Source organism: Streptomyces sp. NPDC107559, assembly GCF_055657365.1.
This window is the reverse complement of sequence record NZ_JBVKBD010000002.1, coordinates 271,719-284,887: the sequence shown is the minus strand read 5'-3', so window position 1 is coordinate 284,887 and position 13,169 is coordinate 271,719. Positions and strand designations below refer to the sequence as shown.

At 71.3% G+C, this 13,169-nt stretch carries 14 protein-coding genes; 5 read left to right on the top strand and 9 right to left on the bottom strand.

Features of this window, described 5'->3' with window-relative positions; genetic code table 11:
• Positions 1 to 37 precede the first annotated feature (37 nt).
• The 4 genes from ACZ7OY_RS07970 to ACZ7OY_RS07955 are packed head-to-tail and all read right to left on the bottom strand — an operon-like array spanning position 38 to position 3,400.
• Complete coding sequence (locus ACZ7OY_RS07970; protein ID WP_471910594.1) at positions 38 to 862, bottom strand: ABC transporter ATP-binding protein; 825 nt, start codon at positions 860 to 862, stop codon at positions 38 to 40.
• Between the two features lie 20 nt (positions 863 to 882).
• Positions 883 to 1,662, bottom strand: a complete 780-nt coding sequence (locus tag ACZ7OY_RS07965) for an ABC transporter permease (protein WP_471910593.1) — start codon at positions 1,660 to 1,662, stop codon at positions 883 to 885.
• Positions 1,659 to 2,432, bottom strand: a complete 774-nt coding sequence (locus tag ACZ7OY_RS07960; RefSeq protein ID WP_471910592.1) for an ABC transporter permease — start codon at positions 2,430 to 2,432, stop codon at positions 1,659 to 1,661. Before ACZ7OY_RS07960 ends, ACZ7OY_RS07965 begins: the two co-directional genes overlap by 4 nt.
• Positions 2,429 to 3,400, bottom strand: coding sequence for an ABC transporter substrate-binding protein (locus ACZ7OY_RS07955; protein WP_471910591.1), 972 nt, complete (start codon positions 3,398 to 3,400; stop codon positions 2,429 to 2,431). The genes ACZ7OY_RS07960 and ACZ7OY_RS07955 overlap by 4 nt, the downstream gene beginning before the upstream one ends.
• A 196-nt stretch (positions 3,401 to 3,596) precedes the next feature.
• On the opposite strand from ACZ7OY_RS07955, the gene ACZ7OY_RS07950 reads away from it, so the two are divergent.
• The 3 genes from ACZ7OY_RS07950 to ACZ7OY_RS07940 all read left to right on the top strand — a co-directional run bounded on the left by ACZ7OY_RS07950 (position 3,597) and on the right by ACZ7OY_RS07940 (position 6,189).
• Positions 3,597 to 4,442 (top strand): IclR family transcriptional regulator domain-containing protein, encoded by an 846-nt coding sequence (locus tag ACZ7OY_RS07950; RefSeq protein ID WP_471910590.1) that lies wholly within the window; start codon positions 3,597 to 3,599, stop codon positions 4,440 to 4,442.
• A gap of 271 nt (positions 4,443 to 4,713) precedes the next feature.
• A complete protein-coding gene (locus ACZ7OY_RS07945; protein WP_471910589.1) occupies positions 4,714 to 5,643 on the top strand; it encodes a Dyp-type peroxidase in 930 nt (309 codons plus the stop codon).
• 264 nt (positions 5,644 to 5,907) lie between these two features.
• Positions 5,908 to 6,189 (top strand): hypothetical protein, encoded by a 282-nt coding sequence (locus ACZ7OY_RS07940; protein WP_471910588.1) that lies wholly within the window; start codon positions 5,908 to 5,910, stop codon positions 6,187 to 6,189.
• 19 nt (positions 6,190 to 6,208) lie between these two features.
• Here ACZ7OY_RS07940 and ACZ7OY_RS07935 read toward each other — a convergent pair whose 3' ends face one another.
• A complete protein-coding gene (locus tag ACZ7OY_RS07935; RefSeq protein WP_471910587.1) occupies positions 6,209 to 6,688 on the bottom strand; it encodes a GreA/GreB family elongation factor in 480 nt (159 codons plus the stop codon).
• 327 nt (positions 6,689 to 7,015) lie between these two features.
• Here ACZ7OY_RS07935 and ACZ7OY_RS07930 point away from each other — a divergent pair, with 327 nt between their 5' ends.
• Complete coding sequence (locus ACZ7OY_RS07930) at positions 7,016 to 9,328, top strand: FdhF/YdeP family oxidoreductase (protein ID WP_471910586.1); 2,313 nt, start codon at positions 7,016 to 7,018, stop codon at positions 9,326 to 9,328.
• 51 nt (positions 9,329 to 9,379) lie between these two features.
• On the opposite strand, the gene ACZ7OY_RS07925 is transcribed toward ACZ7OY_RS07930, so the two are convergent.
• Entirely contained in the window at positions 9,380 to 10,045 is a 666-nt protein-coding gene (locus ACZ7OY_RS07925) for a hypothetical protein (RefSeq protein ID WP_471910585.1), read from the bottom strand.
• A gap of 258 nt (positions 10,046 to 10,303) precedes the next feature.
• Here ACZ7OY_RS07925 and ACZ7OY_RS07920 point away from each other — a divergent pair, with 258 nt between their 5' ends.
• Positions 10,304 to 10,942: a DUF1345 domain-containing protein gene (locus ACZ7OY_RS07920; protein ID WP_471910584.1), complete on the top strand. Its 639-nt coding sequence runs from the start codon at positions 10,304 to 10,306 to the stop codon at positions 10,940 to 10,942.
• A 15-nt stretch (positions 10,943 to 10,957) separates the two neighbouring features.
• On the opposite strand, the gene ACZ7OY_RS07915 is transcribed toward ACZ7OY_RS07920, so the two are convergent.
• Genes ACZ7OY_RS07915 through ACZ7OY_RS07905 form a run of 3 tightly spaced genes read right to left on the bottom strand, consistent with a single transcriptional unit; the run spans position 10,958 to position 13,154 of the window.
• On the bottom strand, positions 10,958 to 11,911 hold the full coding sequence (locus tag ACZ7OY_RS07915; protein WP_471910583.1) for a PDR/VanB family oxidoreductase: 954 nt from the start codon (positions 11,909 to 11,911) through the stop codon (positions 10,958 to 10,960).
• On the bottom strand, positions 11,908 to 12,090 hold the full coding sequence (locus ACZ7OY_RS07910; protein WP_471910582.1) for a hypothetical protein: 183 nt from the start codon (positions 12,088 to 12,090) through the stop codon (positions 11,908 to 11,910). Before ACZ7OY_RS07910 ends, ACZ7OY_RS07915 begins: the two co-directional genes overlap by 4 nt.
• On the bottom strand, positions 12,087 to 13,154 hold the full coding sequence (locus ACZ7OY_RS07905) for an aromatic ring-hydroxylating dioxygenase subunit alpha (protein WP_471910581.1): 1,068 nt from the start codon (positions 13,152 to 13,154) through the stop codon (positions 12,087 to 12,089). Before ACZ7OY_RS07905 ends, ACZ7OY_RS07910 begins: the two co-directional genes overlap by 4 nt.
• Positions 13,155 to 13,169: the final 15 nt, after the last annotated feature.

The window sequence follows — 13,169 nt, the reverse complement described above, 5'->3', positions numbered from 1 at the left end:
CGCACCACCGTGCCGGGGTGCCGCCCGGCGGGCCGGTTCAGTGAGGTGGAGGCGTATCCGTGCCGACCTTGTCCGGACCTCCCGGCTGATGGGGGACCCCGCGTTTCGCCGCCTGGATCTGCGCATAGACATGGGTGCGCAGCTCGGCGAAGCGCGGGGCCACCCGGGTGTTCAGCTGGTCGCGCTCGACCGGCAGATCGACCTTCAGCTGCTCCTGGACGACGGTGGGGGAGGCGGACAGCACCACCACCCGCTCGCCCAGATAGACCGCCTCGTCGATGTCGTGGGTGACGAACAGGACGGTGATCCCGCGCTCCCGCCACAGCCCCCGCACCAGGTCCTCCAGATCGGCGCGGGTCTGGGCGTCCACGGCCGCGAACGGCTCGTCCATCAGCAGCACGTCGGGCTCGTAGGCCAGCGCGCGGGCGATCGCGACCCGCTGCTGCATACCCCCCGACAGCTGCCACGGATAGGCCCCGGCGGCGTCCGCGAGACCCACCGAGGCCAGCGCGTCGGCCACCAGCTCCCTGCGCCGCTCCCTGCTCAAGTTCTTCTGCTTCAGCGGGAGTTCCACGTTCTGGGCGACCCGCATCCACGGGAACAGGCTGCGCCCGTACTCTTGGAAGACGAACGCCATCCCGGGCGGCGGCCCGGTCACCTTCCGCCCCGCCAACAGCACTTCGCCCGCCGTGGGCGTGAGCAGCCCGCCGATGCACTTCAGCAGGGTCGTCTTGCCGCACCCCGACGGGCCGACCAGACAGACGAGTTCACCGGCCTCCACGGTGAAGGTCAGATCGCGCACCGCCTCGACCCGGCGCCCGGACCCCTCGTAGACCTTCTGCAAGCCGCGTACGTCGAGCATGGACCGACCTTTCACGGAGTTCACGGGGACCGCCGGGTGGCGGCGCGCAGTCCGTGGTACCAGGCGAGCACCCGCCGCTCGACCGCCTGGAAGACCGCGGACAGCACGAAGCCGAGCAGACCGAGCACCAGGATCCCGGTCCACATGTCGGGGATGGCGAACCCCCGTTGGAACTGCACGATGGTGAAGCCGAGTCCGTTGCTGGCCGCGAACATCTCGCTGATGACCATCAGGATGATGCCGATGGACAGCGCCTGCCGCAGGCCCGCGAAGATCTGCGGACTCGCCGAACGCAGCACCAGGTGTCGCAGCCGGGCGGGTCCGGCGATGCCGTAGGAGCGGGCCGTCTCCGCCATCACCGGGTCCACCGCCCGTACGCCCTCGACCGTGTTGAGCAGCACCGGCCACACACAGCCGCTCGCGATCACCACGATCTTCATGGTGTCGCCGATCCCCGCGAACAGCATGATGACCGGCACGAGCACGGGCGGCGGCACGGCGCGCAGGAACTCCAGGACCGGTTCGCACACCGCGCGCACCCGCCGGTAGGAGCCGACGACCGTGCCCAGCGCGACCCCGATGACGGCCGCCGTCGCATACCCGGCGGCCAGCCGCGCCACGCTGGGCAGGACGTCCGAGCGCAGCCGGTCGGCCGTCCACACGTCCGGGAACGTCTTCAGGATGGTCCGCAGCGGCGGCCAGTACACGTTCGTACTGCCGTCGGAGGCCACCCACCACAGCGCCACGAGCACGGCCGGCAGGCCGAGCACGAACCCCAGCCTGAGCAGAAGGGGCCTCACACCGCCACCTCCCCGCGCACCGACTGGTGCCAGGCCAGCGCCCGGCGCTCCACCGCCCGCGCCCCGACGTTGATCAGCAGCCCCAGCAGTCCGGTGACCACGATCAGCGCGTACATCTCGGGCACCGCCTGCGAGGTCTGCGCCACCGCGATGCGCGACCCCAACCCCGGTGCGCCGATGACCAGTTCGGCCGTGATGGCGAGGATCAGCGCGACTGCCGCGGCCAGCCGTACGCCGGTGATGACGTACGGCAGCGCGGTCGGCCACAGCACGTGCCGGATCCGCGCCCAGGTGCCCAGGCCGTACGAGCGTGCCGTCTCCTCGGCGACCGGGTCGACGTCCTGGACCCCGTAGAGGACCTGGATCAGCACCTGCCAGAAGGAGGCGTACACCACCAGCAGCAGCACCGAGCGCAGTTCGGTGCCGTAGAGCAGGACGGCGAGCGGGATCAGCGCGACGGACGGTATCGGGCGCAGGAACTCGATCGTCGAGGCCGTCGCCTCGCGCAGGTGGGGGACGACCGAGACGAGGACCCCGACCACGATGCCCGCGCCCGCCGCCGTCCCCAGGCCCAGCGCCCAGCCGGTGAGGGTGTCGCCGAGGGCGCTCCAGAAGGCTGCGTCGGCGAGTTCGTCGGCGAACGCGCCCGCGATGCGGCTGGTGGGCGGGAAGTAGGCGGCCTTGACCAGACCGAGCCGCGGCACCGCCTCCCCGAGGGCGAGGAAGGCGGCGAGCCCGGCCGCACCGAGGAGTGCGTTCAGCCCCTTCACGGCAGCAGCTTGTCCAGGTCGGGGGCCGTCTTGAACAGGCCGTCCTGCTGCCCCAGCTTCTCCAACGCCTCGATGGACGCGCGGTCGGCGGAGGCCGGCCACTTCGGCAGGGTGACCTGGGACAGCACCGAGGCCGGGATCTTGGTGTAGGTGGTCACGACGTCCCGGACCTCGTCCGGGTGGGAGTCGGCGTAGGCCAGGGACTCGGCGGTGGCCTCCTGGAACTTCTTGACCACCTCAGGGTTCTGCTGCGCGTACTGCGTCGAGGTGAAGTACATGGCGACGGTGAGGTTCGGGGCGACGTCGACCAGGGGCGAGGCGATCTCCACGCCGCCCTGGCTCTTGACGGTGGCGAGCGCCGGTTCGACGACCATCGCGGCGTCGATCTGGCCGCTGTCGAGGGCGGCGGGCATCTGGTCGAAGGCGAGTTCGACGAACTTCACCTTGTCCGGGTCGCCGCCCGCCTTGCGGACCGACTCGCGCACCGCGGTCTCGTTGATGTTCTTCAGGGTGTTGATGGCGACCTTCTTGCCCTCCAGGTCCTTCGCGGACTTCAGGGGGCTGCCCTTCTTCACGGTGATGGCCCCGAAGTCCTTGCCCTGCACGCCCGTCGAGGCGATGCCGTTGGCGATGGCCTGCACCGGGACGTTGTTGGACTGGGCGATCATCAGCGAGGTCATGTTGGAGAACCCGAACTGGAACTGGCCGCTGACCACGCCCGGCACGATCGCCGCACCGCCCTGAGCGGTCGTCAGGGACAGTTTCAGGCCGTGTTCGGCGTAGAAGCCCTTCTTCACGCCGAGGTAGACGGGCGCCACGTCGACGATGGGGATGAGGCCCAGCTTGACCGTGGTGGTGCCGCCGGACGAGCTGGACTTGTCCGACGTACCGGAGTCCCCGGACGAGCCGCAGGCCGCGGTGGCGAGCAGGAAGGTACCGGCCGCGAGACCGGCGAGCAGACGACGCATGGCTCCTCCTGTGCAGACAACGGTGTTCCGACAGGCTGTGCGCAGGGCGCACAGTAGTGCTCAATGGCTCAAGCGGGAACGTAGGTCCGGCCGTCCGGCCGGGTCAATGCCCTTGGCTGACAAAATTGTTGACAGTTATTGAATCGCGCCCCCAGCGTGTGGGGAACCGTGTCCGTGCGACCACCGGGAGGCGACGATGCCCACGACAGCCCGCGCATCGCATTTCGTACGGTCCTTCGAGCGGGGCCTGGCCGTCATCCGCTCCTTCGACGCGGAGCAGCCCGCCCGCACCCTCAGCGAGGTGGCCCGCGCCTGCGGACTGCCCCGTGCGGCCGTCCGGCGCCTGCTGCTCACCCTCGTCGACCTCGGCTACGTCCACAACGACGGCCGCCTCTTCCGGCTCACCCCCCGGGTGCTGGAACTCGGCTACGCCTACCTGGCCGGCCTGACGCTGCCGCAGATCGCCCGCCCGCACCTGGAGCAACTCGTCGCGGACGTGAAGGAGTCGTCCTCGCTGTGCCTCCTCGACGGCGACGACATCGTGTACGTCGCCCGGGTCCCGACCCGCCGCATCATGTCGGAGTCGATCACCGTGGGCACCCGGTTCCCGGCGCTGGTGACCTCCGTGGGCCGGGCGATCCTCGCCCACGTCCCGGACGGGGATCTCGACGCCCGGCTCGTCCGGGCCTGCCCGCGCCCGCTGACCGCGCGCACGATCGCCGACCCCGACGCCCTGCGCGCCGAACTGCGGCGCGTGCGACGGCAGGGCTACGCCGTCGTCGACCAGGAACTGGAGGAGGGGCTGCGGTCCGTTGCCGTCCCGGTGCGCGGCCGGGACGGTGCCGTCGTCGCGGGTGTGAACATCGCCGTGCACGCCGGCCGCACCACCGTCGCCGCCGTCCGCCGCGACCTGCTGCCGCCGCTGCTGGCGACCGTGGCGTGGATCGAGGCGGACCTGCGGATCACGGACCCGGCACCGGCCGCCGCCGACGGGCCCCGTGGACCGCGTCCGTCCGGCCCGCCGCCGACGCCCGCCGGGTGAACCGGGAGCGCGGCCGCCGGGCCCGCGCCCGCCCGCAGCGTACGGGCCCGCGGGCGCCCGTGAAACCGGCGTGCCGCCCGTACGGCCGGACCCGGCACGGGCCGCGCCGCGCCCGCCGGGACGGGCCCGGGGCGAGGTCCCGGCACGGCCGTTCGGCGGTGCGGCCGGCGGCGGTCCTCGCGCTGCCCCGGCCGGGACACAGCAGGATGGGAGGAGCGTCCGGCCGTCGCGCCTGCGACGGACCGTCCCGCATCCGGTCAGGAGGCCGCCCGTGGTTGAGCCGCAGCGTGTGATCGCCCCGCCCGCCAGGTCCGCCGTGGTGCTCGTGGCCACCGTCACGCCGGGGCGCGAGGACCTGGTCCGTGGACTGCTGGAGGACCTGTCGGGCCTGCGCCGCTCGGTCGCCTACCGCGCGCCCGACGACGGACTCGACTGCGTGGTCGGCATCGGGTCGGCGGCCTGGGACCGGCTCTTCGCCGGACCCCGGCCACAAGGCCTGCACCCGTTCGTGGAGTTGACCGGCGAACGCCACCGCGCCCCGGCCACCCCCGGCGACCTCCTCTTCCACCTGCGCGCCCGCAGTATGGACCTGTGCTTCGAACTGACCCGGCTGATCGGGGAACGGCTGCGCGACGCGGTCACGGTGGTCGACGAGGTCCAGGCCTTCAGGTACTTCGACGAGCGGGACCTGCTCGGCTTCGTGGACGGCAGCGAGAACCCCGAAGGGCGGCGCGCGCACGACGCGGTCTTCATCGGCGACGAGGACCCTCGTTTCGCCGGGGGCAGCTATGTGATCGTGCAGAAGTACCTGCACGACCTGACCGCCTGGAACGCCCTGCCGGCACAGGAGCAGGAGCGGGCCATCGGACGCACGAAGACGGCCAACGTCGAACTCCCGGACGACGTCAAACCCGCCGACTCCCACGTGGCCCTCACCACCGTCACCGACGAGGACGGCACCGAGCGCAAGATCGTGCGCGAGAACATGCCCTTCGGCAAGGTCGGCGAGGGAGAGTTCGGCACGTACTTCATCGGCTACGCGCGGACACCGGACGTGACCGAGCAGATGCTGCGGAACATGTTCCTCGGCGACGGCCGGGCCACGCACGACCGCATCCTCGACTTCTCGACCGCGGTCACCGGATCCCTGTTCCACGTGCCGACCGTCACCTTCCTCGACGACCTGCCCGCCCGGCCGTGACCCGATGCCGTGGGCGGGTCACGCTCCGCCAGAGGCGGCGCCTTCCGCGAGGCGCCCGCCACGTGCTCCGTCAGGCGCCTGCCGCGTGCCGTCGCGATTGCGCGACTACTCTCGTTCCATGGTGCGCGACAAGGGAACGGAAGCGCTGTTCCCGTCTCGCGGAAGCGGTACTCCGCGGGGAGGCGACCATGCGTTCGGCCCGTGTCCAGGGGTGTCCCTGCCCACGGGTGATCGCTCGGGCGCGCACCGGAGGAGGACGGACACATGGGACACCACCACAAGTCCAACCAAGCGGTCGAAGGCGTCACCGACTACAGCCGCAGCAGGGGCATGCCGCTGCGGCCCGACCTCGACGCCCTCGAACTGCGCGCGGACCGCGATCGCCGGGAGATGGCCCTGCCCACCGCGACCCCGCTGAGCCCGCAGGCCGCGTATCTGGAGGTGCAGGCCGAGGTCGACCGCCGGGCGAGCACGGGCGAGCTCCCGACGGGCACGGTCACCCGCAGGACGCGTGCCCCCTTCCCGCCGACCGGCTACCAGGACTGAGTCCGCAGCGGTCCGCAGATCATCCCCGTCCCTCGGGAGGCGTCCCGAGGGACACCACCACCGCCGTCACCCTGCGCTCGGGCGTGTCGTAGTGCACCGAGTCGCCCGCGCGGCGGCCGAGGAGCGCCCGCCCGAGCGGACTGTCGGCCGTGACCAGGGTCTGGTCCGAGGCCTCGGCCCGCTCGCCGATCTGGAAGGTCTCCGTCGTGCCGTCGGTGAAGCGCACGGTGACCGTGCTGCCCACACCGACCCGGTCGGTGGAGGGGCGGCCCGCCTCGGCCGCCTGGCCGAGCCGCGTGGTGATCTCCGAGATACGGGCGTCGAGGCGGTCGAGTTCGTTGGCGCGCTGCAACTCGTCTGCCTCGTCCGCGCGGTCGCCGACCGTGTCGGGGTCCCGCAGGGTCGCCGCGACCGTCTCGCGTTCCGCGCGGACGTCGGCGAGCTCCTGTTCGAGGGCGCGCCGGCCGGCGTCGCTGATCGGCGCGGGTTCGCTGGTCATTCCTGCTCCTCGGGGCGAGGCGGGGCGGGGCGGGGCGTTGAGGTCCGGTGCGAGGCGTTGCGGTGCGAGGCGTTGCCGTGCGGGCGGTCGAGGTGGTGCGAAAAGCGGGAAAGATCCCATTTCTGCGCATCCTAACGGAGGTGCCGGGGACGTGTGATCCCTGCGCGTCCGCCCCGCCCGGCCGCACCGCCGCAGCGGGCCGCCGGGCTCGCCGCAAGTCCTCCCGTGGCGCCCGTTGAGCCCCCGGAATAGCCTGGGAAAGCAGCGACGACCATCTGACCGGGCGATCACCGGACCTGGCATCGATGGGCGAAGGGGATGACTGCCTTGAATGCCTCCCATGAGGACCAGGGGCGACCGCAGCCCCGTGTCGGCCCCGTTCCCGCGGAAGAACCGAGCTTCCACCCGTACCACCACCCGGCCGCGGGCTGGGGCGCGGCCAAGAGCGTGACGCGGGTGCTGACGCGCGAGCGCGCACTCGTGGACGGGCCGCGGGCGATCATGCGGATGAACCACGAGAACACCGGCTTCGACTGTCCCGGGTGTGCCTGGCCCGACGACACCAAGGGCCTGCACCTGGACATCTGCGAGAACGGCATCAAGCACGTCACCTGGGAGATGACCCGCAAACGGGTGGGCCGTGAGTTCTTCGCCGAGCACACGGTCACGGAACTCTCCGGCTGGAGCGACTTCGCCCTGGAGGACCAGGGCCGGCTGACCGAACCCATGGTGTACGACCCCGAGTCCGACCACTACGTCCCGATCACCTGGCGCGACGCGTTCGAGCTGGCGGGCCGGATCCTGCGGGAACTGGACGATCCGAACCAGGCGTCGTTCTACACCTCGGGCCGCCTCGGCAACGAAGCCACGTTCCTCTACCAGCTGTTCGCTCGCGAACTGGGCACGAACAACCTGCCGGACTGCTCCAACATGTGCCACGAGGCCAGCGGCCGCGCCCTTCAGGCGTCCCTGGGCACCGGCAAGGGCACGGTCGACCTCCAGGACTGGGAGACCACCGACGCCCTGTTCATCATGGGCGTCAACGCGGCCTCCAACGCGCCCAGGATGCTCACCGCGCTCGCCGAGGCGTACCACCGAGGCGCCCAGATCGTGCACATCAACCCGCTGGTCGAGGCGGCCGCCACCCGCACCATCGTGCCGCACGACTTCATGGACATGGCCCTGATGAAGACGACCAGGACCAGCACCCTCAACCTGCAGCCCCGCATCGGCGGCGACATGGCGCTGCTGCGCGGCATGGCCAAGGCCGTGCTCGAAGAGGCCAGGCACGATCCGAAGGCGGTGGACCAGGAGTTCATCGACCGCCACACGGCCGGCTTCGACGAGTACCGCGCGGTGTGCGAGGCGACCACCTGGGAGGAGATCGAGCGGCAGTCCGGTCTCGACCGCGCCTCCGTCCTGGAAGCGGCACGCGTCTACGGTGACGCCGACCGCAGCATCATCAGCTGGTGCCTGGGCGTCAGCCAGCACGAACACGGCGTCGACACCGTCCGCGAGATCGTCAACCTCCTTCTGCTGCGCGGCAATCTGGGGCGCGAGGGAGCGGGACCGTCACCGGTGCGCGGGCACAGCAACGTCCAGGGCAACCGCACCTGCGGCATCGACCACCGGCCCAGCGAGGAGTTCCTGGACCGCCTGGCGGAGGTCTGCAAGATCGATCCGCCCCGCGAGCACGGGCTCGACACCGTCGCCACCATCCACGCCATGCACCGAGGTGACGTCAAGGTGTTCGTCGGCATGGGCGGCAACTTCGCCCTCGCCGCGCCCGACACCCCGTACACCTACGAAGCCCTGCGGCGGTGCGAACTGACCGTCCAGGTGAGCACCAAGCTCAACCGCAGCCACCTCGTCCACGGCCGCCGGGCGCTCATCCTGCCCTGTCTGGGCCGCACCGAGAAGGACGAGCAGCGCGGCGGCATCCAGAGCACCTCGGTCGAGGACTCGATGAGCATGGTCCATCTCTCCCTCGGCATGAAGCGTCCCGCCTCGCCGCACCTGCTGTCCGAGCCCGCCGTCATCGCCGGCCTGGCCCGCGCCGCCCTCCCCGGCAGCGACACCCCGTGGGAGTGGTACGTCGACGACTACGACCGCATCCGCGACACGATGGCCCAGGCCCTGGACGGCTTCGAGGACTGCAACCGCAGGGTGCGTCTGCCGCTCGGCTTCCGCATCCGGCAGCCCGCCCGCGAACTGGTCTTCCTGACCCCCTCGGGCCGCGCGGAGTTCTCCGCCGCCCCGCTGCCCGACGTCGTCCCGGCCCCGGGCACCCTGGCGCTGGGGACCATGCGCTCCCACGACCAGTGGAACACGACCATCTACTCCGACGACGACCGCTACCGGGGCGTCAAGGGGCTCCGCACGCTCGTCTTCATGAACGAGGACGACATGCGCGAGCGCGGTGTCCACGAGTTCGACCCGGTCGACATCACCAGCACCGCCAAGGACGGCAGCCACCGGCACCTCGACGGATACCTCGCCATTCCGTACGACATCCCGCGCGGCTGCGCGGCCGGCTACATGCCGGAGATGAACGTGCTGTGCGCGATCGGCGACTACAGCACCCAGAGCGACCAGCCGCTGATGAAACACGTCAAGGTCACCATCACCAGGGCCGCCTGACGAAGGGAGTCGGGCCAAGGGCCGTCGGACCGCCGCTTCGAGGCGGGCGCCTCAGGAGCCAGCCTCGGCGGCCGCGTCCTGGATGTCCTGGTGGCTGTGCGTCATCAGCTCGCCCATGTCGTCGACCGAGGGGTCGAGTTCCGTGGCGCGCGGCGCGACGCGCCTCAGGAAGTCGGTCGTGGCCAGGGCGATCTCCACGGCCTTGTCCATCTCCTGGTCGGCGAGATGCTCCTCGATCCGGAAGGCGAGCCCGGCGAGCGTCTCGTCGTCCGTCTCCGGCAGCAGACAGCCCTGGAGGCCGGGCGGGACCGGCGTCTGTTCGCGGAACTCGCGGAGCGCGGTCACCACGGCGGGCCTGTCGCTGAACTCGTCGAGCAGACCCATCACGACGTACAGCCTGGCCGTCAGCCGGGGGAGGCCGGGGAAACCGTCCAGCCAGCGCATCAGCTTCTGCTGGCTGCCGACATGGTTCATGATCTGCGACATGACCGACGCGTAGGTGTTGGTCTGCGACCAGTGGAAGGGCAGCATTCCGGCCACCTCGTGGGCCAGTTGCACCTGCTGCTGCGGCGAGAGGTTGTCGTCCAGGAAGCCGCTCGCCAGCTCTCTGTCGATACCGAAACCGACGGCCGGCGAGCGGTGCTCCGAGGTGCGCGACAAACCGTGGCGCAGGCGCAACAGCTCTTCGCCGATCTTACTCAGCGGCTTCTCCCGCATGGATCCTCCCGGCCTTGAGGTGCTGGTCGTCCCTGGTGGGCGGTTCTGGCCCGCACCAACACCCTGCCGTCAGCCGCCGGGGAGCGCGCGCCCGATGGCCCATGCGGGCTAGAGCTTGTCCGGCCTGATCCGCCGGACAAGCCCTGGCCCGGGACCGCGGCGGAAGCCCTGGCCCGGGACCGCGTCGGAAGCGCTCGCCCGGAGCGGGCGGACGGATCGCCGAGACGTCATGGACGCCGGAACCGAGAGTGTCCGTTAATGTCCGGAACTATGCGTATGTGGCTGCCGCTCTCCGCCATCCCACGGCTGGCCTGCGCCGGGCTCGTCGGGGCCGTGGTGGGTGCCGCCGTCGCCCTGCCGACCGACGTACCGCTGGGCGTCCTGGCCGGCATCGCCGCGACCGAGGCCTTCTTCGTGGTGACGGGCTGGATCCTGCTGTGGCCGATGGACGCCACCGCCACGCACCGGCACGCCCGGCGCGAGGATCTGCGGCCCGTCGCCGAGGAACTGGCCGTGATCGGATCCGCGGTGTGCGGACTGATCGGCATCGTCGTGCTGCTGCTCGGCAACTCCGACCCCGCGCACGCCGTGACCGCGCTCCTCGGCGTGTTCGCCGCCTGGTCGGCCCTGCACCTGATGTACGCGACCCGGTACGCCTACCTCTACTACCCGCAGTCCACGGGCGGGATCGACTTCAACTCCCGCGAGCCGCCGGCGTACCGGGACTTCTTCTACTTCAGCTACAACCTGGGCATGACGTACCAGGTCTCGGACACCAGCGTGTCGAGCACCAGGATCCGCGCCATGGCGCTGCGGCACTGCCTGCTGTCGTACGTCTTCGGCACCAGCATTCTCGCCAGCGCCATCAATCTCTTCGTCGGGATCGTCACCCGCTGAGCCCGCCGGGCCGGATCACAGCTCCAGCACCAGCCGATTCCCCCGGCAGCGGGAGACGCAGATCATCATGGTCGCGCCCGCCGCCCGCTCCTGGTCCGTCAGCACGGAGTCCCGGTGCTCCGGGGTGCCTTCGAGCACGTCCGTCTCGCAGGTGCCGCAGGTTCCCTCGGTGCAGGAGTAGAGCACCTCGACACCGGCGGCACGCACGGCCTCCAGCACGGAGACGCCCGGGGCGACGGTCACCGTACGACCGCTCAGCGCCAGCTCGACCTCGAACGCGAACTCGCCCTCGGACGCGCCCTCCTGGCCCGTTCGCCGCGGTTCCGGCCGGAACCGCTCGACGTGCAGGACACCGGACGGACACCGCGCCTCGACGGCGTCGAGCAGCGCGCCCGGTCCGCAGCAGTAGACCAGGGTGTCGTCGGCCAGCGCGTCGAGGGCCGGGCCGAGGTCGAGCAGACCGCACTCGTCCTCGGGCACGACGGTGACCTGCTCCCCGTACCCGGCCAACTCCCCGGCGAACGCCATGGATCTGCGGCTGCGCCCGCCGTACAGCAGCGACCAGCGCGCGCCCCGGGCCTGGGCGGCCGCCACCATCGGCAGGATCGGGGTGATCCCGATGCCGCCCGCGACGAAGAGGTACCGGGCGGCCGGCCGCAGGGCGAAGTGGTTGCGCGGCCCGCGCACCCGCACCGGGTCGCCCTGCCTCAACCGCTCGTGCACGTGGGCGGATCCGCCCCGCCCGTCCGGCTCCCGCAGCACCGCGATCCGCCACGCGCTACGGTCCGCCGGATCGCCGCACAGCGAGTACTGCCGCTCCAGGTCCGGGCCGAGCAGCAGGTCGATGTGGGCGCCGGGCTCCCAGTCGGGGAGCAGGTCGCCCCGGGGGTGGCGCAGGGTCAGGGCGAGTACGTCTTCGGCCGCGAACTCCGCGCGGTCGACGACGAGTTCGACTTCAGGGTCGGTCATGAACGGTCCCCTCGGGGCTGGTGTCCCTCGGGGTGGCCGAGCATCCACTCCCACATCTCGACCGGGTCCTGTGCGCGGTGCTCGGCCCCGCAGTGGCAGGTGCCGTGCAGCACGTCGGTCCCCGGCAGCCAGTCGACCCGGTAGATCTCGCGCGGTTCCCGCGGCGGGAGGCCGCTCACCGGGCCCGTTCCGCCGGCTTGTCGCCCTCCTCGACCAGCCGGGCGAGGATGCGGCGGGCGGCCAGACCACCGGTGTCGATGTTGATGCTCAGCTCCTGGTAACCGGTGCGCTCGGTGCCGAGCGTGCGCTGGAGCAGGTGGAGCGCGTCGACGTCCTGCATGACGACGGTGTGGTTGTTGCTCCGCAGGAACTCGGTGACCTCCTCGTCGTCCGTCGCCCAGTCCCGCGAGACCGCCCAGAAGTCGTACACCCTGCCGTCGGACGCCGGCGTGATCGCGTACGTGATCTCGGTGTGGAAGCCGTGCGGGTCGCTGCCGTCCGCCTCGGGCAGCACTCCGGCCGGGGCGATCCGGCTGTGCAGCAGATACAGGCACGGCGCGTGGTACTCGATGTCCTGCCAGCGGGTGATCCGGCCCTCGATACCGGTCGACCGGGCGTAGAACGGCGGGCACTCGGCGTCGTCCATGTGCCGGCTCACCCGCACCACCCCCGCACCCTCGTCCACCTCGGTGCTGATCGGTGTCTCGGCGACCTCGGGCGTGCCGATGTAGCCGCCGTGCAGATACGTCTCGTGGGAGAGGTCGAGGAGGTTGTCGACCAGCAGCCCGTAGTCGGCGTCGATCGGTTCCATGCCCCGGACCGTGGTCCAGCCGGGGGAGTCGAGATGGCGGGCGCGCGGAATCGTCTGCGGGTCGGCCGACGCCGGGTCGCCGATCCACACCCACACCAGCGAGTCCAGCTCGGCCACCGGGTAGGAGGCGACGCGGGCCGTGCGCGGGATGCGCCGCTGTCCCGGCACGTACACGCAGGTGCCCGTGGTGTCGTACGTGAAGCCGTGGTAGCCGCACACGATCCGGTCGCCGTCCAGCCGGCTCTCCGACAGCGGGAAGCGCCGGTGCACACAGCGGTCGTGCAGTGCCACCGGCGTCCCGTCCGCCTCCGTCCGGTACAGGACCAGCGGTTCCCCGAGAACCGTCCGCCCGAGCAGCTCCGCGCGCCCCACCTCGTGACTGTAGGCGGCGACGTACCACTGGTTCCTGGCGAAGGCGGTGATGTGCGGCATGGCTGCGGCTCCCGT